This is a genomic window from Mordavella massiliensis, from assembly GCF_016902415.1.
Taxonomy (GTDB): domain Bacteria; phylum Bacillota; class Clostridia; order Lachnospirales; family Lachnospiraceae; genus Merdimonas; species Merdimonas faecigallinarum.
This window is the reverse complement of record NZ_JACJLV010000027.1, coordinates 14,468-36,188: the sequence shown is the minus strand read 5'-3', so window position 1 is coordinate 36,188 and position 21,721 is coordinate 14,468. Positions and strand designations below refer to the sequence as shown.

The window sequence follows — 21,721 nt, the reverse complement described above, 5'->3', positions numbered from 1 at the left end:
GTATGAGTATCAAGAAGAATTTTGTCGAAATATGTTAGAGGAGTAATAATAATGGGCAAGCAGGATAAAAAGGCGGATCAGATCGTGGACGAGACCATGAAAGAGATCGCAGAGGATCTGGAAAAAGAAGACGCCTTTGCTGATGATGACGAATTTGAAGATGAAGAATATTTTTACGATGAAGACGAGTCTGAAGAGGAGGCTTCCGGGGAAAGCATAGAGCCGGAGGAAGGCGAAGAGCCGGAAGAGGACGAAGAAGCAGAAGACGACGGGGAACAGGAAGACGAGGACGGCTTTGACGATGAGGAAGATGAGGAAGAGCCGGAAGAGATAGAGGAAGAGAAGGCCGCAAAAAAGAAAAAAAGAAAAAAAGTGGCGCTGATCACCCTGGGAAGTATTTTCGGAGCGCTGGTTCTTATCTATGCGGGATTTGCATTTTATTTCCAGAGCCACTTCCTGTTTAATACAAAGATCAACGGCACCAGTTTTTCATTAAAGAGTGTTTCTCAGGTGGAAGACTACATGGAACAGCAGGTGAAGGACTATGTACTGACGCTTCAGGAATCTGACGGCGGAAGCGAGCAGATTGCGGGAAGTGATATTTCCCTGAAATATGTTCCCGGAGACGAGCTGAAAAAACTGGCCAAAAACCAGGAAAGCCTTCTGTGGATCACTTCTTTGTGGGACGCGCCGGAGATTGAAGCAAAGGTTGGCGTAGAGTATGATGAGGATGCGTTAAAGGAGCAGATCGCGGCGCTTCAGTGCCTGGTGCCGGAAAATCAGACTGCGTCTGTGGATGCCCGCCCGGAATTTCAGACGGACAAGTTTGTGATCACAGAAGAAGTGATCGGTACACAGATTGATACCGAGGCATTTAACAAAGCGGTGACAGAGGCGATCAACGGATTCCAGTCCACACTGGATCTGACGGAAGCCGGCTGTTACATCCTGCCCCGGTTTACTTCTGAATCAGAAGAAGTAAAAGCTGCAACGGATGCGATGAACAGCTATCTGGGAGCCACGGTTACCTATGATTTCAATCCGTATACAGAAGTAGTGGACGCTTCCGTGATCTCTCAGTGGGTGACAGTGGACGCGGATATGAATGTGACCTTTAACCAGGATGCTGTGAAAGCGTATATCCAGTCCCTGGCAGACAAATACAACACAAAAGGAAAGACCAGAACGATCACAACCGCAACCGGCAATACGGTTACTGTGGAAGGCGGAAGCTACGGCTGGAAGATCGATCAGGAAGCGGAATACAACGCGCTGACCGCAAACATTCAGAATGCGGAAGTAGTGACCAGAGAGCCGGCGTACACCAGCCGGGCGGCCAGCCATGAGGGAAATGATTTTGGCAGCACTTTCGCTGAAGTGGATCTGACCAATCAGATGGTTTATTTCGTACAGAACGGACAGGTGGCGCTGTCTTCTCCCTGTGTAACGGGTAATCCAAATAACGGCCACGGAACGCCACAGGGCGTCTACTCTCTGGCCTATAAAGAACTGGATTCTGTTCTGAGAGGTGAAAAACTGCCGGACGGGTCCTATGAATATGAGAGTCCTGTAAAATACTGGATGCCGTTTAACGGAGGGATCGGGTTCCACGATGCTACCTGGCAACCGACGTTTGGAGGTTCCAGATATCTGACCGGAGGTTCCCACGGATGCGTAAATATGCCTTATGACGCGGCCGGACAGCTCTACAATCTGATATCTGCAGGAACACCGGTGGTATGCCATTACTAGAAAGGGAAGTTATGTATCAGTTACTGAAAAAGGACGGACAGGCAAAAAGAGGAAGATTTACTACAGTACATGGGGTCGTTGAGACCCCTGTATTTATGAATGTAGGAACAGTGGCCGCGATCAAGGGCGCAGTTTCCACAGACGACCTTCGGGGGATCAAGACACAGATTGAATTATCCAACACCTATCATCTCCATGTAAGACCGGGGGATCAGGTGATCCGTAAACTGGGAGGCCTTCATAAGTTTATGGCCTGGGACAGGCCGATCCTGACGGATTCCGGCGGATTTCAGGTGTTTTCTCTGGCAGGGCTTCGCAAGATCAAAGAAGAAGGCGTTTATTTTCATTCCCATATAGACGGAAAGAAGATTTTCATGGGGCCGGAGGAGAGTATGCAGATCCAGTCGAATCTGGCGTCCACGATCGCAATGGCCTTTGACGAGTGCCCTTCCAGCGTGGCAGACAGGGAATATATGGAGCGTTCTGTGGACCGGACGTCCCGGTGGCTTATGCGCTGCAAGAAGGAGATGGAGAGGCTCAACAGCCTTCCGGATACCATCAACCGGCAGCAGATGCTGTTTGGCATCAATCAGGGAGGCATTTACGAGGATATCCGGATCCGCCATGCAAAGGAGATCGCGGAACTTGACCTGGACGGTTATGCCATCGGCGGACTGGCGGTAGGAGAGTCCCATGAGGATATGTACCGGATCCTGGAGGCGACAGTGCCGCATCTGCCGGAAGATAAGCCCACGTACCTTATGGGAGTGGGAACGCCCGCCAATATCCTGGAAGCGGTGGACAGAGGCGTGGATTTCTTTGACTGTGTGTATCCAAGCAGAAACGGAAGGCACGGACATGTCTATACCAACCATGGAAAGTTAAATCTTTTCAATGCCAGATATGAACTGGATGACCGCCCGATCGAAGAAGGGTGCCAGTGCCCGGCCTGCCGGACGTATTCCAGGGCCTATATCCGGCACCTGCTCAAAGCAAAGGAAATGCTGGGAATGCGGCTGTGTGTTCTTCACAATCTGTATTTTTACAATACCATGATGGAGGAGATCCGGGACGCCATAGACGCCGGGAATTACCAGGCATATAAAAAGCGGAAATTAGAAGGCATGAGAGGAGAGAAATCCTAAAATTTCCATGAATTGCAGGAAATTACTTGAAGAAATACACATTTTTGTGTATGATAGCAATAGCGTTTTTAGATAGTAGGAGGAAGAGTAATATGTACGCATTAGCATCACAGAGTTCAGGCGGAAGCTGGGTACTTTTGATCCTGGTATATGCAGTGATCTTCGCAGGCTTCTGGTTTATTTTTATCAGACCACAGAGAAAAGAGCAGAAGAGAGTTCAGGCCATGATTTCCGAGATGGAGGTTGGAGATACCGTTCTAACAACCAGCGGATTTTATGGAGTGATCATTGATATCAGCGATGAGGATGTGATCGTGGAGTTCGGAAGCAACCGTAACTGCCGTATCCCTATGCAGAAAGCAGCCATCGCGCAGATTGAAAAAGCAAATGTAGAATAAGGATGAACCAGGAAGGGCACTGCCGGAAGATGCGGTGCTCTTTTTATTTGTGCAAAATACAGTTTAGTCCATTAAAGTCTTGAAACATGTATAAAAATGCGATAATATTAATGTTATAGTTTCTTTAATAGGAAGGGTGTAGAGAATGAATCTGAAAATCGGAATTATCAAAGGGGACGGGATCGGCCCGGAAATCGTGACCGAAGCCCAGAAAGTCCTGAATAAAATTGCAGAGACATACGGACATACCTGCGAGTATACAGAACTTCTGCTGGGCGGGGCGTCTATTGATGTACACGGCGTGCCGCTGACAGATGAGACGGTAGCCGCTGCAAAACAGTGCGACGCCGTGCTTATGGGATCTATCGGCGGTGATGCAAAGACTTCGCCGTGGTACCAGTTAGAACCATCAAAGAGACCGGAAGCCGGACTGTTGCGGATCCGCAAGGAACTGAATCTGTTTGCGAATCTGAGACCCGCAGTGTTGTACGACGAACTGAAAGGGGCCTGCCCGCTGAAAGAATCCATTACAGAAGGCGGATTTGACATGATGATCATGCGGGAGCTGACAGGAGGACTCTATTTTGGCGAACGCAAGACCGTAGAAGTGGACGGTGTTCTGACTGCCTTTGATTCCCTCACCTATAATGAAGAGGAGATCCGCAGGATCGCAAAGCGTGCCTTTGACATTGCCATGAAACGCCGGAAAAAAGTAACCAGCGTTGATAAGGCAAATGTGCTGGATTCTTCCAGACTCTGGAGAAAGGTCGTAGAAGAGGTTGCAGAAGAATATCCGGAGGTTACATTGGAACACATGCTGGTAGACAACTGCGCCATGCAGCTGGTAAAAGATCCAAAACAGTTCGATGTGATCCTGACAGAGAATATGTTCGGCGACATTTTGTCAGATGAGGCAAGCATGGTGACCGGATCCATCGGAATGCTGGCAAGCGCCAGCTTAAACGAGACAAAGTTCGGACTTTATGAGCCAAGCGGAGGATCTGCTCCGGATATTGCAGGAAAAGGCATCGCAAACCCGATCGCCACTATATTGTCTGCAGCCATGATGCTCAGATTCAGCTTTGATCTGGATCAGGAAGCTGATGCAATAGAAAAAGCAGTGGAAAAAGTCCTGAAAGAAGGATACCGGACCATTGACATTATGTCCGAAGGAAAGACTCAGATCGGCACTGCCGGGATGGGAGATCTGATCGCAAGTTTCATTAGGAGGTAAGAACATGAGAAGTGATACAGTTACAAAAGGAAAACAGCAGGCGCCCCACCGTTCTTTGTTTAACGCGCTGGGGTTGACAAAAGAGGAGATGGAGCGTCCTCTGGTGGGAATTGTCAGCTCCTATAATGAGATCGTACCCGGGCACATGAATCTGGATAAGATCGTGAATGCCGTGAAGCAGGGAGTTGCCATGGCAGGCGGAACGCCGATCGTATTTCCGGCGATCGCCGTCTGTGACGGGATTGCCATGGGCCATATCGGTATGAAGTATTCTCTGGTGACCAGAGACCTGATCGCGGACTCTACAGAGGCGATGGCTCTGGCGCATCAGTTTGACGCACTGGTAATGGTGCCCAACTGTGATAAGAATGTGCCGGGGCTTCTGATGGCTGCGGCAAGGATCAATGTTCCGACGATCTTTGTCAGCGGCGGTCCGATGCTGGCCGGCCGGGTCAAAGGCTGCAAGACCAGTCTCTCCAGCATGTTTGAGGCGGTCGGAGCCAATGCGGCAGGCAAGATCACGGATGAGGAGCTATTGGAATACGAAAATAACACCTGTCCCACCTGTGGTTCCTGTTCCGGAATGTATACGGCCAACAGCATGAACTGCCTGACAGAGGTGCTGGGCATGGGCCTTCGCGGCAACGGAACCATCCCTGCCGTATATTCTGCAAGGATCCGGCTGGCAAAAGAGGCCGGCATGCAGGTGATGGAACTGTGGAGAAAGAATATCTGTCCCAGAGACATTATGACAAAAGAAGCCATTTTAAATGCACTGACCGTGGATATGGCGCTTGGCTGTTCCACCAACAGTATGCTCCACCTTCCGGCAATCGCCCATGAAGTGGGAATGGATTTTGAGATCGATTTTGCAAATGGCATCAGCGAGAAGACGCCAAACCTCTGTCACCTGGCGCCGGCAGGACCTACCTATATGGAAGATCTGAACGCGGCGGGCGGCGTATACGCCGTTATGGCAGAACTAAATAAAAAGAATCTCCTGCATACGGAATGTATGACCGTTACAGGAAAGACAGTCGGGGAAAATATCGCAGGCGTTGTCAACAAGGATCCGGAAGTGATCCGGCCCATTGACCATCCGTATTCCCAGACCGGCGGCCTTGCCGTGCTGAAAGGCAACCTGGCGCCGGACGGAAGCGTAGTGAAGCGCTCCGCTGTTGTGGACGAGATGCTGGTACACGAAGGACCGGCCAGAGTCTTTGACTGTGAAGAAGACGCGATCGTTGCGATCAAAGGCGGCCAGATCCATCCGGGAGACGTGGTGGTTATCCGTTATGAAGGGCCAAAAGGCGGCCCGGGAATGCGGGAAATGCTGAATCCCACCTCTGCGATCGCCGGTATGGGACTTGGTTCCAGCGTAGCCCTTATCACGGACGGAAGATTCAGCGGCGCGTCCAGAGGCGCATCCATCGGCCACGTATCTCCGGAAGCGGCAGTGGGAGGTCCCATTGCGCTGGTAGAGGAAGGCGATATCATCAAGATCAATATTCCGGAACTGTCTCTGGAGCTTGACGTATCAGAAGAAGAGCTGGCAAAGAGAAAAGAAAAATGGCAGCCCAGACAGCCCCGCGTAACCACAGGATATCTGGCCCGCTATGCGGCAATGGTGACTTCCGGAAACCGGGGAGCCATCCTGGAAGTACCAAAGAACTAGTCCGGGAATATTGTAAGAACAGGAGTGAGAAAGTATGCAGCTTACAGGAGCGGAAATTGTAATAGAATGTTTAAAAGAGCAGGGTGTGGACACGGTGTTTGGATACCCAGGCGGCGCGATCCTGAATGTTTACGATGCGTTATATCAGCATCAGAATGAGATCCGGCATATCCTGACCTCCCATGAGCAGGGGGCGTCCCACGCGGCGGACGGATATGCAAGAGCAACCGGAAAGGTAGGCGTGTGTCTTGCAACCAGCGGACCTGGCGCGACCAATCTGGTAACCGGCATCGCCACAGCCTACATGGATTCCATTCCCATCGTAGCGATCACCTGTAATGTGGGAGTCCCGCTTCTTGGAAAGGACAGCTTCCAGGAGATCGACATTTCCGGTATCACGATGCCCATTACCAAACATAATTTTATCGTGAAAGATGTGGAACAGCTGGCCGATACGATCCGCAAGGCCTTTGTCATTGCGAAGAAAGGCCGTCCGGGTCCGGTGCTGATCGATATTCCCAAGGATGTCACTTCCAATCAGGCAGAGTATGAGAAAAAAGAGATCTCTGCGGTCTGTCCTTTGGAAGATCTCTGCGAAGAAGATGTGGAGACCGCATTGGGACTGATCCGTGAGGCGAAAAGGCCCTATATCTTTGTAGGAGGAGGCGCGGTCCTTTCCAACGCCAGCGAAGAACTTTACGAGTTTGTGAAAAAAGTGGACGCTCCGGTCTGTGATTCCCTGATGGGAAAAGGCGCGTTCCCGGGAACAGACCCTCTCTACACCGGAATGCTTGGCATGCATGGAACGAAAACTTCCAATTACGGGGTCAGCGAGTGCGACCTGCTGATCGTGGTGGGAGCAAGATTCAGCGACCGGGTGACCGGAAATGCAAAGAAATTTGCAGAGCATGCAAAGATCCTGCAGTTTGATGTGGACGTGGCAGAGATGAATAAAAATGTGCTGATCACCGAAGGCGTGGTGGGAGACATCCGGGTGATCCTCAGACGTCTGAATGAACGTCTGGAACAGCTGGATCATACGGAATGGATCCAGAAGATCAGTGAATATAAAGAAAAATATCCGCTCACTTATCATCCGGATCTGCTGACCGGACCTGGCGCGGTGGAGGAAATCTACCGGCAGACCCACGGGGACGCCCTGATCGTTACAGAGGTCGGACAGAACCAGATGTGGGCCGCCCAGTATTATAAGTTTACAAAGCCAAGAACGCTTCTGACGTCAGGCGGTCTTGGAACCATGGGCTACGGCCTGGGGGCGTCCATCGGCGCGAAAACAGCCAGACCGGAAAAAACGGTGGTCAATATTGCCGGGGACGGATGCTTCCGTATGAATATGAACGAGATCGCCACAGCGGCCAGATATCAGATCCCTGTGATCCAGGTGGTGCTGAACAATCACGTGCTGGGCATGGTGCGTCAGTGGCAGGATCTTTTCTATGGAAAGCGTTATTCCGCAACGGTGCTGAATGACTCTGTGGACTTTGTGAAACTTGCGGAAGCCATGGGTGCTGCAGGCATGCGCGCGACAACGCCAGAGGAGTTCCGGGAGGCATTTGCAAAGGCGCTTACAGCAGACGGGCCGGTAGTGATCGACTGCCAGATTGACAGCGATGAGAAAGTATGGCCTATGGTGGCGCCTGGCGAAGCGATCAGCAAAGCTTTTGACGAGGAGGATCTGGAAGCAGGAAAGAAACAGTAAACCGTGCAGATGCACAGATAGACAGATAGTCAGAAAGGCATGAGAGATGGGAAGAGTATATAATTTCTCCGCAGGACCGGCCGTCCTGCCGGAGGAAGTCTTAAAGGAAGCAGCAGACGAGATGCTGGATTACCAGGGCACCGGAATGTCCGTGATGGAGATGAGCCACCGGGGATCCACCTTTCAGAAGATCCTGAATACGGCGGAGGCTGACTTAAGAGAACTGATGGGGATTCCTGATAGTTATAAGGTATTATTCCTGCAGGGCGGCGCATCGCTCCAGTTTGCCATGCTGCCCATGAACCTGATGAAAAACCGGTCTGCAGATTTTATCCTGACCGGACAGTGGTCAAAGAAAGCTTACCAGGAGGCTTCGAAGTACGGGAAAGCCAATGTCATCGCTTCGTCGGAGGACCGTACCTTCTCTTATATACCGGACTGCCGGGATCTTCCGGTGTCAAAGGACGCGGATTACGTATATATCTGTGAAAATAATACGATCTACGGGACAAAATACAAAGAACTGCCGGACACAAAAGGGAAGATCCTTGTGGCGGATGTGTCCTCCTGCTTTTTGTCAGAGCCTGTGGATGTGACAAAGTACGGGGTACTCTACGGCGGGGTACAGAAAAATATCGGGCCGGCCGGCGTGGTGATCGTGATCATACGGGAAGATCTGATCACAGACGACGTGCTTCCCGGCACGCCCACTATGATGAAGTATCAGACCCATGCAGACGCCGGCTCCTTATACAATACGCCGCCCGCCTACGGGATCTATATCTGCGGCAAGGTCTTTCAGTGGCTGAAACGAAAAGGCGGTCTTGCTGCCATGAAAGCATACAATGAGAAAAAAGCAGCCATCCTTTATGATTATCTGGATCAGAGCAGGATGTTTCATGGAACGGTAGAAAAAAAGGACCGTTCTCTTATGAATGTGCCGTTTGTGACCGGTGATCAGGAGCTGGACGCACGCTTTGTAAAAGAGGCGGAAGCAGCCGGACTGGTCAGTCTAAAAGGACACCGGACCGTGGGAGGCATGCGCGCAAGTATTTACAATGCCATGCCCATAGAGGGAGTAGAGGCATTGACCAGGTTTATGAAGAAATTTGAAGAGGAGAATGGATAACCATGTATCAATATCATTGTTTAAATCAGATTTCGGATGTGGGGATCCAGGAATTTTCAGAAGAATATGTACCGGTCAGCCGCGTGGAGGATGCGGACGCCGTTCTGGTGAGAAGCGCTTCCATGCATGAGATGGAATTCGGCGGCAGATTAAAAGCAATCGCAAGAGCCGGAGCAGGGGTAAATAATATTCCTCTGGAGCGCTGTGCGGAAGAGGGAATTGTGGTCTTTAACACGCCGGGAGCCAACGCGAACGGCGTCAAAGAGCTGGTGATCGCCGGAATGCTTCTGGCATCCAGAGATATCATCGGCGGGATCAACTGGGTCCAGGAAAATGAAGAAGACGGCAATATCGCAAAAGATACAGAAAAAGCGAAAAAGGCATTTGCCGGCTGCGAACTGGACGGCAAAAAGCTGGGGGTGATCGGTCTTGGGGCGATCGGCGTGCTGGTGGCAAACGCCGCGGTAAGCCTGGGGATGGATGTGTATGGCTATGATCCCTATGTGTCGGTAGATTCTGCATGGAATCTGAACCGCAGTATCCGTCACGCAAAGACGGTAGACGAGATCTATAAAGAATGCGATTATATCACCATCCACGTGCCTGCCACAGAGAGTACAAAAGGCATGATCGACGGAAATGCCATCGGTCTGATGAAAAAAGGCGTGGTACTGTTGAATTTTGCAAGAGATGTGCTGGTGGTGGAAGAAGCCGTGATTGATGCACTGGTGGCCGGAAAGATCAAGCATTATGTGACGGATTTTCCGACGCCTGTGATCACAGGAGTGAAAGGGGCGATTGTGATCCCGCATCTGGGGGCCTCTACGGAAGAATCGGAAGATAACTGTGCCAGAATGGCGGCAAAGGAGATCCGCAGCTATCTGGAACACGGAAATATCAGGCATTCTGTCAATTATCCGGATTCAGACATGGGATTCAAAGGGGAAAATACCCGGATCCTGCTTCTGCATCATAACATTCCCAACATGCTGGGACAGTTTACCCGGATCCTGGCGGAAGATAATATCAATATCGCAGACCTTTCCAATAAGAGTAAAGGCGGGTATGCATATACTATGATCGATATTGATTCGGAAATCACCCAGGAAGCCATTGAGGAACTGAAAGCAGTAAAAGACGTGCTGAAGGTGCGTGTGATCAGATAGAAAACAACAGCAAAAAACCTGCCGGAGAAGTCTGCAACACGATTTCCCGGCAGGTTTTTCTTGTTATTTTCCAGACAGCTGTTTTGTGTGCCTGTCCAGAAGTTCGTGGATCCGGCTTGTGGGATCCAGTACTCTTCCGATGGTGATATCATGATTAAAGGCATCGATGATCAAAGCGATAAATTTGCTCATGTCTGCCGCTACAAAATACGGTTTTGCCAGGGCCTCCGGCGGAAGATAGGTAAGGTTCGTCGTGATGACCCGGTCAATATATCCCTTGTTGTAATACTCGTCGAATTTTTCAAATCCATCGGTAAATAATCCGAAGGTGGTGCAGACAAATACCCGGTCAGCGCCACGGTCCTTCATCTGTTTTGCCACGTCCAGCATACTTTCTCCGGAAGAAATCATATCGTCTACGACGATCACATTCTTTCCTTTGATATCTTCGCCCAGGAACTCATGAGCCACGATAGGGTTCTTGCCGTTGACGATTGTAGAATAATCCCGGCGTTTGTAGAACATACCCATATTCACACCCAGGACATTGGAAAAATAAACGGCCCGGTGCATTGCGCCCTCGTCCGGACTTACGATCATCAGATGTTCCTTGTCGATCGGAAGATCCGGCTCCGCGCGGAGCAGCGCCTTCATGAACTGATAGGGCGGATTGAAGTTATCGAAACCATGAAGCGGGATCGAGTTCTGGACTCTGGGATCATGAGCATCAAAGGTGATGATGTTGCTGACGCCCATATCGGTCAGTTCCTGCAGGGCAAGAGCGCAGTCCAGGGATTCCCGTTTGGTCCGCTTGTGCTGGCGGCTTTCATAGAGAAACGGCATGATCACGTTAAGGCGGTGCGCCTTGCCGTTGGCCGCGGAAATGATCCGCTTCAGATCCTGATAATGGTCGTCCGGGGACATGTGATTGGGATGTCCGTTGACCGTATAGGTAAGGCTGTAGTTGCAGACGTCTACCATAACAAATAAATCTTTTCCACGGACGGTTTCTGAGATCATACCCTTGGCTTCGCCGGTCCCGAACCTGGGACAGCGGCAGTCCACCAGATAGTTGTCAGACTGATAATGAGAGAAAAGAGGAGAATCCAGAGATTCTTTCTTTGTATCCTTCCGAAACTGTACGATATAGTCATTGACTTTTTGGCCCATTTCTCTGCAGGACTCCAGGGCCGCGATTTTTAAAGGAGCGACAGGGAGCGCTTCTTCCATTAATTCTGTATAAGACATAGTTGGTCTCCTGTTCTGTAATGATAGCAGCGGCAAATCCGCTATTTCATTTATATCACCTTTTCTATAAAAAGGTCAACTACTGATTGGACGAAATGACAGATGTAGGGTATAATAAATGAGAAAGAAAGAGAGTAGGAGAATCTTTATGGAACATAAACATAAAATCAGCAGGATCGAACCGGGAAGTATTGCCGATGAACTGGGGATTGAGCCCGGCGACCTGCTGCTGACAGTAAATGATTCTGTCATAGAGGACGTATTTGATTATCATTTTCTTATCCATGATGAAGAACTGGTCCTTCTGATCGAGAAACCGGATGGAGAAGAGTGGGAACTGGAGATTGAGAAAGATTACGATGAGGATCTGGGGATGGAATTTGAGCAGGGACTGATGGATGAATACCGCTCCTGCAGAAATAAATGTATGTTCTGCTTTATCGATCAGATGCCGGAAGGGATGCGTGAAACCCTGTATTTTAAGGATGATGATTCCAGACTTTCCTTTTTACAGGGAAATTATGTAACGCTGACCAACATGAGCGAACATGATATTGACCGTATTATCCGGTATCATCTGGAGCCTATCAATATATCTTTTCATACCACGAATCCGGAACTTCGCTGTAAAATGCTGCACAACCGGTTCGCAGGCGAGGCACTGAAAAAAGTGGACCGGCTTTATGAGGCCGGGATCGAGATGAACGGACAGATCGTTCTCTGTAAAGGCATCAACGACGGCGAAGAGCTGGAACGGAGCATCCGGGACATGAGCCGGTATCTTCCATATCTAAGAAGCGTATCCGTGGTACCGGTGGGGCTTACCAGATACAGGGAAGGACTGTATCCTCTTAAGTCCTTTACAAAAGAAGAGGCAAAAGGCGTGCTGGAGATCATCCACCGCTGGCAGAAAAAGCTGTTTAAAGAGCACGGGATCCATTTTATCCATGCCGGGGATGAATGGTATCTTCTGGCAGAAGAGGAGATCCCGGAAGAAGAACGGTATGACGGATATCTGCAGCTGGAAAACGGCGTCGGCATGATCAGGCTTCTACGGGAAGAATGCAAAGAAGCCTTCCAGGCGCTTCCGGGTGATGAGAAAAGCCGCCGGGTATCCATGGCCACCGGACTTCTGGCATATCCGGAACTTTGCCGGATTGCAGATATGTTAAAGGAAAAATATCCCGGGACCAAAGTACAGATCTATCCGGTCCGCAACGACTTCTTTGGCGAGAAGATCACGGTATCCGGCCTGATCACGGGAGGCGATCTGATCCGGCAGCTGAAAGGCAAAGATCTGGGCGAACGGCTTTTGCTGCCCTGCAATATGTTCCGCAGCGAGGAGGACGTCTTTTTGGATGATGTGACCCTTGCGGAAGTGGAAGAGGCTTTACAAGTGCGCGCAGATATTGTAAAATCAAGCGGGCAAGACCTGATAGATGCAATATTAGGCAGAAACTGACAGTGAAGATACACCAGATGAGATACAGATAAAAAGACAGAGACAGGAGGCAGGAATGAGTAAACCAGTAGTGGCCATTGTAGGAAGGCCGAATGTAGGGAAATCCACCCTTTTTAACGTACTGGCCGGAGAAAGGATCTCCATCGTCAAGGACACGCCGGGCGTTACCAGAGACCGGATCTATGCGGAGGTGTCCTGGCTGGATCATGAATTTACCCTGATCGACACAGGAGGGATCGAGCCGGACAGTAAAGATATTATCTTATCCCAGATGCGGGAGCAGGCGCAGATCGCCATTGATACGGCGGACGTGATCATTTTTATCACAGACGTGCGCCAGGGCCTGGTGGACGCGGATTCCAAGGTGGCGGATATGCTGCGCCGTTCCGGAAAACCAGTGGTCCTTGCAGTGAATAAAGTGGACAGCTTTGATAAATTTATGCCGGATGTTTATGAATTTTATAATCTGGGGATCGGAGACCCCCTTCCGGTTTCAGCGGCCTCCAGGCTGGGGCTTGGAGATATGCTGGACGCAGTGGTGTCCTACTTCCCGGAACACGGAGGAGAAGAAGAGGAGGACGACCGGCCGAGGATCGCGATCGTGGGAAAACCGAATGTGGGGAAATCCTCCATTATCAATAAGCTTCTGGGAGAACAGCGGGTGATTGTTTCTGATGTGGCAGGGACCACAAGGGACGCGATCGATACAGAGGTGGTGCATAACGGAAAAGAATATGTCTTCATCGATACCGCCGGTCTTCGCAGAAAGAACAAGATCAAAGAGGAACTGGAAAGATACAGTATCATCCGTACCGTGACCGCCGTGGAGCGGGCAGACGTTGTGCTGATGGTGATCGACGCGGTGGAAGGAGTCACCGAGCAGGACGCCAAGATCGCAGGGATCGCCCATGAGAGAGGCAAAGGCATTATTATCGTAGTCAACAAGTGGGACGCGGTGGAAAAAAACGACCGTACCATGCGGGAATACGAGGCGGAAGTGCGCAGAGTCCTTTCGTATATGCCTTATGCGGAGATCCTGTTTGTATCGGCTCTGACCGGACAGCGTCTGGTAAAATTATTTGACAGGATCGATATGGTGATCGAGAATCAGACCATGCGGGTGGCAACCGGCGTTCTCAATGAGATCATGGCGGAAGCCGTTGCGATGCAGCAGCCGCCGTCAGACAAAGGAAAGAGGCTGAAACTCTTTTATATTACCCAGGTGGCTGTGAAACCGCCAACCTTTGTGATTTTTGTAAATGACAGAGAACTGATGCATTTCTCCTATACCAGATATCTGGAAAATAAGATACGGGAAGCATTTGGATTCAGGGGAACGTCCCTGAAGTTTCTGATACGGGAGAGAAAGGAAAAGGATCAGATATGATAGAACGTATACTATGTTTGCTGATCGGATATGCATTCGGCCTGTTTCAGACCGGTTACATATACGGAAAGCTGCAGCATATTGATATCCGAAGCCAGGGAAGCGGAAATGCCGGGACCACCAACGCCCTGCGCGTACTGGGGTGGAAGGCAGGGCTGATCACATTTCTGGGAGATGCTTTTAAATGTATCTTTGCGGTGATCGCCGTTCATCTGATCTTTGGCAGGATGCATCCGGAGCTGGCTCCGCTTTATGCCATGTATGCGGGGATGGGAGCCGTATTCGGACATAACTATCCATTTTATATGAAGTTTAAAGGCGGGAAGGGGATCGCCGCTACGGCCGGACTTCTGGCAAGCACCCTGCCTCTTCCCATGATCCTGATCTGCCTGGCGGCGTTTCTTGTCGTTGTGGGACTGACCAGATACGTGTCGGTCGGGTCTCTGGTGGTCGTTACCCTGTATCTGATCGAGATCGTGTACTACGGACAAAGCGGCGGTTTTGGCGTACCGGAAGAAGCGCTGTGGGAGATGTATGTGATCGCCGGGCTTCTGATGGCGTCCGCGTTCTTTAAGCACCGGGCAAATATCAGTCGTTTGTTATCCGGCACAGAGAATAAACTAAGTGTCGGTAAAAAAAATAAATCATAGAAAGGGAAGGATACTATGGCAAATGTAGGAATCATGGGAGCAGGAAGCTGGGGAACTGCTCTGGCTCTTCTCCTTCACAAAAACGGACACCAGGTTACCGTGTGGTCCATCAGCGAGGAAGAGGTGGAGATGCTGTCTACCAAACGGGAGCATGAGAGCAAGCTTCCGGGAGTCAGGATACCGGACGATATGGAATTCACCTCAGATCTTGCGAAGGCAGTAAAGGATAAGGATTTTATCGTAATGGCGGTGCCCTCACCCTTTACCAGAAGTACGGCAAAGAGTATGAGCCCGTACATTCCGGAAGGACAGATCATCGTGGATGTGGCAAAGGGAATCGAGGAAGACACCCTGATGACACTGTCCCAGCAGATCGAGCAGGAGATCCCGCAGGCGGATGTGGCGGTTCTGTCCGGGCCAAGCCATGCAGAGGAAGTCGGACGGGGAATCCCCACCAGCGTGGTGATCGGTGCAAAGACCAAAAAGACGGCAGAATACCTGCAGTCCATGTTTATGAACGAGGTGTTCCGTGTTTACACAAGCCCGGACATCCTGGGAATGGAGCTGGGCGGTTCCTTAAAGAATGTGATCGCTCTGGCGGCAGGTATCGCGGACGGACTGGGATATGGAGATAATACCAAAGCAGCCCTGATCACCCGAGGCATTGCCGAGATTGCCCGCCTTGGAGTGGAAGCAGGCGGAGCACTGGAAAGCTTTACCGGACTTACGGGAATCGGAGACCTGATCGTGACCTGTGCCAGCGTCCACAGCCGGAATCGGAAAGCCGGATATCTGATCGGACAGGGAATGTCCATGCAGGAGGCCATGGATGAAGTAAAGATGGTGGTGGAAGGTGTATATTCCACCAAAGCGGCCGTAAAAATGGGCAAGAAATATGGCGTCTCCACACCGATCATTGAAGAAGTCAATAAAGTTCTCTTTGAAGGAAAGAATCCGGGCGAGGCGGTCAGAGATCTGATGCTTCGTGACAGCAAGCCTGAAATATCTACGCTTTCCTGGAAAGAATAGGAAAAAGAATCTTATCAAAGAAAGTTCTAAACAGATTTCCCCCTTGCATAGACTGTTATCAGCACAGCAAGGGGGTTATTTGTATGAATACGGATCAGTTATATAAAGATATCCATGCCAGGACGGGCGGAGAGATCTATCTGGGGGTTGTGGGACCGGTGCGGACCGGGAAGTCTACCTTTATCAAACGGTTTATGGATGTAATGGTGCTTCCGCAGATAGAAGACGAGCACGGAAAGACGCGGGCAAGAGATGAATTGCCCCAGTCGGCGTCCGGGAAAACGATCATGACCACAGAACCGAAATTTGTACCCAAAGACGCGGCGGAAATCTGCCTGCCCGGGGATGCAAAGGTGAAGGTCCGTCTCATAGACTGTGTGGGGTACATGGTGGACGGCGCTTCCGGCCATATCGAAGGCGGGGAGGAGCGGCAGGTCAAAACGCCCTGGTTTGATCATGAGATCCCGTTTACGAAAGCGGCAGGGATCGGAACCAGAAAAGTGATCCACGACCATGCGACCATCGGGATCGTGGTCACAACGGACGGTACGATCACAGATCTTCCAAGAGACAGTTACCGTCCGGCGGAAAAAAAGACGATCCAGGAACTGCAGACGATCGGGAAACCCTTTGTGGTGCTGGTCAATTCCAGAAAGCCTTATGCAGAAGAGGCAAAGAAAACAGTGGAAGAGATCCGGGAAGAATACCAGGTAAAGGCGCTTCCGGTGAACTGTGAACAGTTAAAGGAGGAAGATATCCGGCAGATCCTGGAGGCGGTCCTGTATGAATTCCCGGTCACAGAGGTGCAGTTTTTCGTTCCCAGATGGGTGGAAATGCTTCCTATAGATCACAAGATCCGCCAGGAGATCCTTGGATGTGCAAGAGAGATCCTGGATCAGCTGAACGTGATCAAAGATGTGTCCCCGGATCTTCTGACAGGAGAACACACGTATCTTTCCGGCGTGAATTTTGGCCGTATCGATATGAGTACCGGATGCGTGTCTGTCCATATGCAGGTGGCTGAGAACTATTATTATGAAATGTTAAGCGAGATGACGGGAGTGCCCATCTCCGGTCAGTACAGCCTGATCCGTGCGATGAAGCAGCTGTCGCTGGCAAAAGAGGAATACGAAGAGATCAAAGACGCATTTACCATGGTGAAAATGAAGGGATACGGGGTGGTAAGCCCGGGAAAAGAAGAGATCCATCTTGACGAGCCGCAGATCATCCGGCAGGGAAACAAATACGGAGTAAAGATCCATGCAAAAGCGCCTTCCATCCATCTGATCCGCGCCAACATCGAGACCGAGATCGCTCCGATCGTTGGAGATGAGCAGCAGGCCCAGGATCTGATCCAGTATCTGAAAGAGGAAACAGACAAAGGAGAGGGGATCTGGGGAACCCGTATCTTTGGAAAATCCGTGGAAGATCTGGTAATGGACGGAATGAATCATAAGATGTCCGCCATCAATGAAGCCAGCCAGGAAAAGCTTCAGGATACCATGCAGAAAATTGTGAATGACAGCAATGGAGGGCTGGTGTGCATTATCATCTGACTCTTGCAATCTTCCGGTAAAAGAGTTAATATGGAAACAGTGCAATATACCAATCAGAGAAGGAGATGGAGGTACAAACGAATTATGAAAGTAGCAATTATTACAGCAAATACTGATATATATAAAGAGAGAGAAGAGAATACAAGCGGAGAGATGATCCGTGACCTGGTGACAGAAGCAGGACTGGAGATCGTGTTTTTGCGCGCGCTCCCCAAGGACCGCAAGGTTCTGTCTACGGTAATGCAGAGAATGGCAGATAATCATCTGACAGATCTGATCCTGGTTACCGGAGGATCCGGCTGCGGACCTTCTGACTGTACGCCGGAAGCTACAAGAGATGTGATCGACCGGGAAGTTCCGGGGATCAGCGAGGCGATGCGGGCTCACACGATGGAGCTGACCAAGCGTTCCATGCTGAACAGAAGCGTTGCGGGGATCCGCGGAGACGTATTGATCGTAGACCTGCCCGGCAAGGCGCAGGCTGCCAGAGAAGCGCTTCATTACCTGATGCCGGAACTGGTACATGCGGTCAAAGTGATCAAAGGAGACATCTAGGATGCTGGTAAAGATCTATACCGACGGCGCAGCGAGAGGCAACCCGGACGGACCGGGCGGCTACGGCACGGTGCTGGAATATATAGATACCAAAGGAAATCTTCATACCAGGGAACTGTCAAAAGGCTACCGCAGGACCACGAACAACCGGATGGAGCTGATGGCCGTGATAGCCGGACTGGAGGCGCTGAACCGGCCCTGCCAGGTGCAGGTCTATTCGGACTCCAAATATGTGGTGGATGCTTTTAACCAGCACTGGATCGACGGCTGGATAAAAAAAGGATGGAAGCGGGGAAAAAACGAACCGGTGAAAAATCCGGATCTGTGGAAACGGCTTCTGGAAGCAAAAGCTCCCCACCAGGTAGAGTTTATCTGGGTCAAAGGCCACGACGGCCATCCCCAGAATGAACGCTGCGATACCCTTGCCACCCAGGCGGCAGACGGAGAGGAACTGGCGGAAGACGAGGGAAATCCGACCGAAATGTAGAGATTCAAAGTTCATAAATGCAAGTAAGACAGGTGATCGCATCTGCATGCGCCGAAAGGCCGCAGATGAGGAAAGTCCGGGCTTCACAGGGCAGGATGCCGGATAACGTCCGGTGGAGGCGACTCCAAGGAAAGTGCAACAGAAATGAACCGCCTTCTTCTGGAAGGTAAGGGTGGAAGGGCAGTGTAAGAGACTACCGCCTCTCTGGTAACAGAGAGGGCACATGTAAACCCCATCCGAAGCAAGACCGGAAAAAGACAATGTGGTGGCCCGTCACGTCTTAGGTTGGTTGCTCGAGCCCATCGGCGACGATGGGCCTGGATAGATGATCACTCAACGACATAACCCGGCTTATCGTTTTGCTTGCATTTTATGATATATACAGAACGAAAAAAGCGGCAGACTGCCGCTTTTTTGTATGCCCTTATGTAGCTGTTATTTCCCGCTTTTTTTCTTACGGCGCATGGGACCGTCGTATTTCTCTTCGCAGTATTTGCAGCGGTAGATCTCTTTTTCCGGATCAGTCAGCACGAAGACATGATCCAGCTGCTGCTCGATGGAAGTGATGCATCTGGGATTCTTGCACCGGATCACATTGGTGATGCGGGAAGGCAGGTGCAGACTCTTCTTTGCAACTACAGTAGAATCCTTGATGATATTTACGGTAATGTTGTGGTCGATGAATCCAAGGATGTCAAGATCCATAAAATCAATGGGACATTCGATTTTCATGATATCCTTTTTCCCCATCTTGCTGCTTTTCGCGTTTTTGATGATCGCTACACAGCAGTCCAGTTTATCCAGGTGCAGATATTTATAAATATCCATGCTTCTTCCGGCCTGGATATGATCCAGTACAAATCCTTCTTCGATCCGTCCGACAGACAGAGTATTTTTTACCATAACCAATCCTCCTAATCCACTTTGATTTCCAGCAGTGTCAGTATCAGAGCCATACGGATGTATACGCCGTATTTTGCCTGTTTAAAATAAGCAGCCCTCGGGTCGTTGTCCACTTCCACAGAGATCTCATTCACCCTCGGGAGCGGATGCAGCACGTACATGTCATCAGGAGCCAGCTCCATTTTCTTTGCGTCCAGGATGTAGAAATCCTTCATGCGTACATAATCTTCCTCATTGAAGAAACGCTCTTTCTGTACGCGGGTCATATAGAGAAGATCCAGGTCCGGGAGAGCGTCCTCCAGACGGACAACTTCTTCATAAGGTACATTTCCGCGGTCCAGCACGTCAGAGCGGATATAGCTGGGCAGCCGCAGCTCTTCCGGAGAGATCAGTACGAATTTTACTCCGGGATAACGGACCAGCGCATGGATCAGAGAGTGGACGGTACGTCCGAACTTCAGGTCGCCGCAAAGACCGATGGTCATATGATCCAGGTGTCCCTTCAGAGAACGGATGGTTAAAAGGTCAGTCAGAGTCTGGGTGGGATGCTGGTGCCCGCCGTCGCCGGCATTGATCACCGGGATATCGGAGTGCTGGCATGCCACCATGGAAGCGCCTTCCTTTGGATGACGCATTGCACAGATATCCGCGTAGCAGGAAATCATGCGGATGGTGTCCGAAACGCTCTCGCCCTTTGTGGCGGAGCTGGAATCGGCCGTAGAAAAACCAAGTACGCTGCCACCGAGGTTCAGCATCGCTGCCTCATGACTTAAACGTGTACGGGTACTTGGTTCATAAAATAAGGTCGCAAGTTTTTTTCCTTCGCAGGCGTGTGCATATTTTGCCGGATTCTTTTCAATATCTGCAGCAAGATCCATCAGCTGATCCAGTTCTTCCACAGAAAAATCCAGCGGACTCATCAAATGTCTCATAGAAACCTCCTCAATGTGTGTATGGTAAACGGTTCAAAATCCTTCATACATCATATAATAAATGGGGAAGATTTTCAACGCCTGCTGAAAAATTTTTGGACAAATACCGGCAGGATGTACTATACTGGTAGATGAAATGCAAAAAAGGAGTAGAGCATATGGCATCATTAACAGAATTACGGGACCAGCTGGACGCGGTAGACGATCAGATCGTCCGCCTTTTTGAAAAACGGATGGATCTGTGCGGTCAGGTGGGAGAATATAAGATACAGAATGGCAAAAAAGTATTTGACCGGAACCGGGAGAATCAGAAGCTTCAGGATGTGGAGAGTAAGGTATCCACGGAATTTAATAAAAAAGGAGTCCATGAACTGTACGAACAGCTGATGAGTATGAGCCGGAAACTTCAGTATCAGCAGCTGGTGCAGGCAGGGGCGCTTGGAAGGCTTCCCTTTATCAGTGTGCCGTCCCTGCACGCGGGAAATGCAAGGATCGTGTTTCCCGGAACAGAAGGGGCCTACAGCCAGGCGGCTACGGTTCACTACTTCGGGGAAAACTGCAACTGCTTCTATGTGCAGACCTTCCGGGACGCCATGGAGGCGATCGAAGAGGGAGCGGCGGATTTTGCCGTGCTTCCGATCGAGAACTCTACCGCAGGGTCGGTAGATGAGATGTACGACCTGCTGGTGGAATTTGAAAATTATATTGTTGGAGAGACGATCATTCCGATCGAGCATACTCTGGCCGGGCTTGCGGACGCAGAGCTTTCAGATATCCGGAAGGTGTACTCCAAGGGCGTGGCCCTGCTGCAGGCGTCCGGATTCTTAAATGCCCACAGCGACTGGCAGCAGATTAGTGTAGCCAACACCGCCATCGCGGCACAAAAGATCCTGGACGACCAGGATAAAAGCCAGGCTGCAGTCTGCAGTGCCTACGCCGCGAAGGCGCACGGGCTGAAGGTGCTTGCGGAGAAGATCAACGACGATCCGGATAACTGCACCCGGTTTATTGTGGTGACCAATCAGAAGATCTTTCTGGAGGATGCGGGAAAGATCAGTATCTGTTTTGAACTGCCCCATACCAGCGGATCGCTTTACCATCTGCTGTCACATTTCATCTATAATGACCTGAATATGACGCGGATCGAGTCGCGCCCGATCAAAGGACGTAACTGGGAATACCGGTTCTTCATTGATTTTGAAGGGAATCTGGCCGATGCGGCAGTAAAGAATGCGATCCGGGGATTAAGAGAAGAGAGCAGGAGTTTGCGGATCCTGGGAAATTACTAAGGGA

General features: G+C 50.5%; 19 protein-coding genes and 1 other RNA gene. 17 read left to right on the top strand and 3 right to left on the bottom strand.

The window, feature by feature from the left end:
* The first annotated feature begins 51 nt into the window (after nucleotides 1-51).
* The 8 genes from H6A13_RS08925 (at nucleotide 52) to H6A13_RS08890 (ending at nucleotide 10,219) form a co-directional block, all read left to right on the top strand.
* Nucleotides 52-1,752: a L,D-transpeptidase family protein gene (locus H6A13_RS08925; protein ID WP_204909257.1), complete on the top strand. Its 1,701-nt coding sequence runs from the start codon at nucleotides 52-54 to the stop codon at nucleotides 1,750-1,752.
* An 11-nt stretch (nucleotides 1,753-1,763) separates the two neighbouring features.
* Nucleotides 1,764-2,897: a tRNA guanosine(34) transglycosylase Tgt gene (gene tgt / locus H6A13_RS08920; RefSeq protein WP_204909259.1), complete on the top strand. Its 1,134-nt coding sequence runs from the start codon at nucleotides 1,764-1,766 to the stop codon at nucleotides 2,895-2,897.
* 92 nt (nucleotides 2,898-2,989) lie between these two features.
* A complete protein-coding gene (yajC, locus tag H6A13_RS08915) occupies nucleotides 2,990-3,295 on the top strand; it encodes a preprotein translocase subunit YajC (protein ID WP_204909256.1) in 306 nt (101 codons plus the stop codon).
* 145 nt (nucleotides 3,296-3,440) lie between these two features.
* Entirely contained in the window at nucleotides 3,441-4,529 is a 1,089-nt protein-coding gene (leuB, locus tag H6A13_RS08910; RefSeq protein WP_204909255.1) for a 3-isopropylmalate dehydrogenase, read from the top strand.
* 4 nt (nucleotides 4,530-4,533) lie between these two features.
* On the top strand, nucleotides 4,534-6,204 hold the full coding sequence (gene ilvD / locus H6A13_RS08905) for a dihydroxy-acid dehydratase (protein ID WP_204909254.1): 1,671 nt from the start codon (nucleotides 4,534-4,536) through the stop codon (nucleotides 6,202-6,204).
* A 34-nt stretch (nucleotides 6,205-6,238) separates the two neighbouring features.
* A complete protein-coding gene (gene ilvB, locus H6A13_RS08900) occupies nucleotides 6,239-7,924 on the top strand; it encodes a biosynthetic-type acetolactate synthase large subunit (RefSeq protein ID WP_204909253.1) in 1,686 nt (561 codons plus the stop codon).
* Nucleotides 7,925-7,970: 46 nt separating this feature from the next.
* Nucleotides 7,971-9,053 carry a 3-phosphoserine/phosphohydroxythreonine transaminase gene (gene serC / locus H6A13_RS08895; protein ID WP_204909252.1) on the top strand — a complete coding sequence of 361 codons (1,083 nt, stop codon included), beginning with the start codon at nucleotides 7,971-7,973 and terminating at the stop codon, nucleotides 9,051-9,053.
* Between the two features lie 2 nt (nucleotides 9,054-9,055).
* A complete protein-coding gene (locus tag H6A13_RS08890; protein ID WP_204909251.1) occupies nucleotides 9,056-10,219 on the top strand; it encodes a phosphoglycerate dehydrogenase in 1,164 nt (387 codons plus the stop codon).
* Nucleotides 10,220-10,282: 63 nt separating this feature from the next.
* On the opposite strand, the gene H6A13_RS08885 is transcribed toward H6A13_RS08890, so the two are convergent.
* Nucleotides 10,283-11,467, bottom strand: a complete 1,185-nt coding sequence (locus tag H6A13_RS08885; protein ID WP_204909250.1) for a ribose-phosphate pyrophosphokinase — start codon at nucleotides 11,465-11,467, stop codon at nucleotides 10,283-10,285.
* 148 nt (nucleotides 11,468-11,615) lie between these two features.
* On the opposite strand from H6A13_RS08885, the gene H6A13_RS08880 reads away from it, so the two are divergent.
* The 8 genes from H6A13_RS08880 (at nucleotide 11,616) to rnpB (ending at nucleotide 18,963) form a co-directional block, all read left to right on the top strand.
* Nucleotides 11,616-12,929 carry a DUF512 domain-containing protein gene (locus H6A13_RS08880; RefSeq protein WP_204909249.1) on the top strand — a complete coding sequence of 438 codons (1,314 nt, stop codon included), beginning with the start codon at nucleotides 11,616-11,618 and terminating at the stop codon, nucleotides 12,927-12,929.
* 55 nt (nucleotides 12,930-12,984) lie between these two features.
* The gene (gene der, locus H6A13_RS08875) at nucleotides 12,985-14,316 is read left to right on the top strand and encodes a ribosome biogenesis GTPase Der (protein ID WP_204909248.1); all 1,332 of its coding nucleotides are present in this window, start codon (nucleotides 12,985-12,987) and stop codon (nucleotides 14,314-14,316) included.
* Nucleotides 14,313-14,966, top strand: coding sequence for a glycerol-3-phosphate 1-O-acyltransferase PlsY (plsY, locus tag H6A13_RS08870; protein WP_207751872.1), 654 nt, complete (start codon nucleotides 14,313-14,315; stop codon nucleotides 14,964-14,966). The genes der and plsY overlap by 4 nt, the downstream gene beginning before the upstream one ends.
* A 15-nt stretch (nucleotides 14,967-14,981) precedes the next feature.
* Nucleotides 14,982-15,995: an NAD(P)H-dependent glycerol-3-phosphate dehydrogenase gene (locus H6A13_RS08865; protein ID WP_204909247.1), complete on the top strand. Its 1,014-nt coding sequence runs from the start codon at nucleotides 14,982-14,984 to the stop codon at nucleotides 15,993-15,995.
* A gap of 83 nt (nucleotides 15,996-16,078) precedes the next feature.
* On the top strand, nucleotides 16,079-17,551 hold the full coding sequence (gene spoIVA, locus H6A13_RS08860) for a stage IV sporulation protein A (protein ID WP_204909246.1): 1,473 nt from the start codon (nucleotides 16,079-16,081) through the stop codon (nucleotides 17,549-17,551).
* A gap of 84 nt (nucleotides 17,552-17,635) precedes the next feature.
* Nucleotides 17,636-18,106, top strand: coding sequence for a MogA/MoaB family molybdenum cofactor biosynthesis protein (locus tag H6A13_RS08855; RefSeq protein ID WP_204909245.1), 471 nt, complete (start codon nucleotides 17,636-17,638; stop codon nucleotides 18,104-18,106).
* Nucleotide 18,107: 1 nt separating this feature from the next.
* A complete protein-coding gene (gene rnhA / locus H6A13_RS08850; protein WP_204909244.1) occupies nucleotides 18,108-18,593 on the top strand; it encodes a ribonuclease HI in 486 nt (161 codons plus the stop codon).
* Nucleotides 18,594-18,613: 20 nt separating this feature from the next.
* An RNA gene (gene rnpB, locus H6A13_RS08845) (RNase P RNA component class A) lies at nucleotides 18,614-18,963 on the top strand.
* A gap of 65 nt (nucleotides 18,964-19,028) precedes the next feature.
* Here the strand turns inward: rnpB and H6A13_RS08840 are convergent.
* Nucleotides 19,029-19,496 (bottom strand): aspartate carbamoyltransferase regulatory subunit, encoded by a 468-nt coding sequence (locus H6A13_RS08840; protein ID WP_204909243.1) that lies wholly within the window; start codon nucleotides 19,494-19,496, stop codon nucleotides 19,029-19,031.
* Between the two features lie 11 nt (nucleotides 19,497-19,507).
* Complete coding sequence (pyrB, locus tag H6A13_RS08835) at nucleotides 19,508-20,428, bottom strand: aspartate carbamoyltransferase (protein ID WP_204909242.1); 921 nt, start codon at nucleotides 20,426-20,428, stop codon at nucleotides 19,508-19,510.
* A gap of 158 nt (nucleotides 20,429-20,586) precedes the next feature.
* Between pyrB and pheA the strand changes: the two genes are divergently transcribed.
* Entirely contained in the window at nucleotides 20,587-21,717 is a 1,131-nt protein-coding gene (pheA, locus tag H6A13_RS08830) for a prephenate dehydratase (protein WP_204909241.1), read from the top strand.
* Nucleotides 21,718-21,721: the final 4 nt, after the last annotated feature.

Bases quoted from the DNA above. Each gene is read 5' to 3' on its own strand.
- leuB (WP_204909255.1), top strand. From the start codon at position 3,441: ATGAATCTGAAAATCGGAATTATCAAAGGGGACGGGATCGGCCCGGAA.
- H6A13_RS08890 (WP_204909251.1), top strand. From the start codon at position 9,056: ATGTATCAATATCATTGTTTAAATCAGATTTCGGATGTGGGGATCCAG.
- H6A13_RS08885 (WP_204909250.1), bottom strand. From the start codon at position 11,467: ATGTCTTATACAGAATTAATGGAAGAAGCGCTCCCTGTCGCTCCTTTA.
- H6A13_RS08840 (WP_204909243.1), bottom strand. From the start codon at position 19,496: ATGGTAAAAAATACTCTGTCTGTCGGACGGATCGAAGAAGGATTTGTA.
- H6A13_RS08865 (WP_204909247.1), top strand. From the start codon at position 14,982: ATGGCAAATGTAGGAATCATGGGAGCAGGAAGCTGGGGAACTGCTCTG.
- tgt (WP_204909259.1), top strand. From the start codon at position 1,764: ATGTATCAGTTACTGAAAAAGGACGGACAGGCAAAAAGAGGAAGATTT.
- yajC (WP_204909256.1), top strand. From the start codon at position 2,990: ATGTACGCATTAGCATCACAGAGTTCAGGCGGAAGCTGGGTACTTTTG.
- ilvB (WP_204909253.1), top strand. From the start codon at position 6,239: ATGCAGCTTACAGGAGCGGAAATTGTAATAGAATGTTTAAAAGAGCAG.
- H6A13_RS08880 (WP_204909249.1), top strand. From the start codon at position 11,616: ATGGAACATAAACATAAAATCAGCAGGATCGAACCGGGAAGTATTGCC.
- pyrB (WP_204909242.1), bottom strand. From the start codon at position 20,428: ATGAGACATTTGATGAGTCCGCTGGATTTTTCTGTGGAAGAACTGGAT.
- H6A13_RS08925 (WP_204909257.1), top strand. From the start codon at position 52: ATGGGCAAGCAGGATAAAAAGGCGGATCAGATCGTGGACGAGACCATG.
- ilvD (WP_204909254.1), top strand. From the start codon at position 4,534: ATGAGAAGTGATACAGTTACAAAAGGAAAACAGCAGGCGCCCCACCGT.
- serC (WP_204909252.1), top strand. From the start codon at position 7,971: ATGGGAAGAGTATATAATTTCTCCGCAGGACCGGCCGTCCTGCCGGAG.
- pheA (WP_204909241.1), top strand. From the start codon at position 20,587: ATGGCATCATTAACAGAATTACGGGACCAGCTGGACGCGGTAGACGAT.
- H6A13_RS08855 (WP_204909245.1), top strand. From the start codon at position 17,636: ATGAAAGTAGCAATTATTACAGCAAATACTGATATATATAAAGAGAGA.
- spoIVA (WP_204909246.1), top strand. From the start codon at position 16,079: ATGAATACGGATCAGTTATATAAAGATATCCATGCCAGGACGGGCGGA.
- plsY (WP_207751872.1), top strand. From the start codon at position 14,313: ATGATAGAACGTATACTATGTTTGCTGATCGGATATGCATTCGGCCTG.
- der (WP_204909248.1), top strand. From the start codon at position 12,985: ATGAGTAAACCAGTAGTGGCCATTGTAGGAAGGCCGAATGTAGGGAAA.
- rnhA (WP_204909244.1), top strand. From the start codon at position 18,108: ATGCTGGTAAAGATCTATACCGACGGCGCAGCGAGAGGCAACCCGGAC.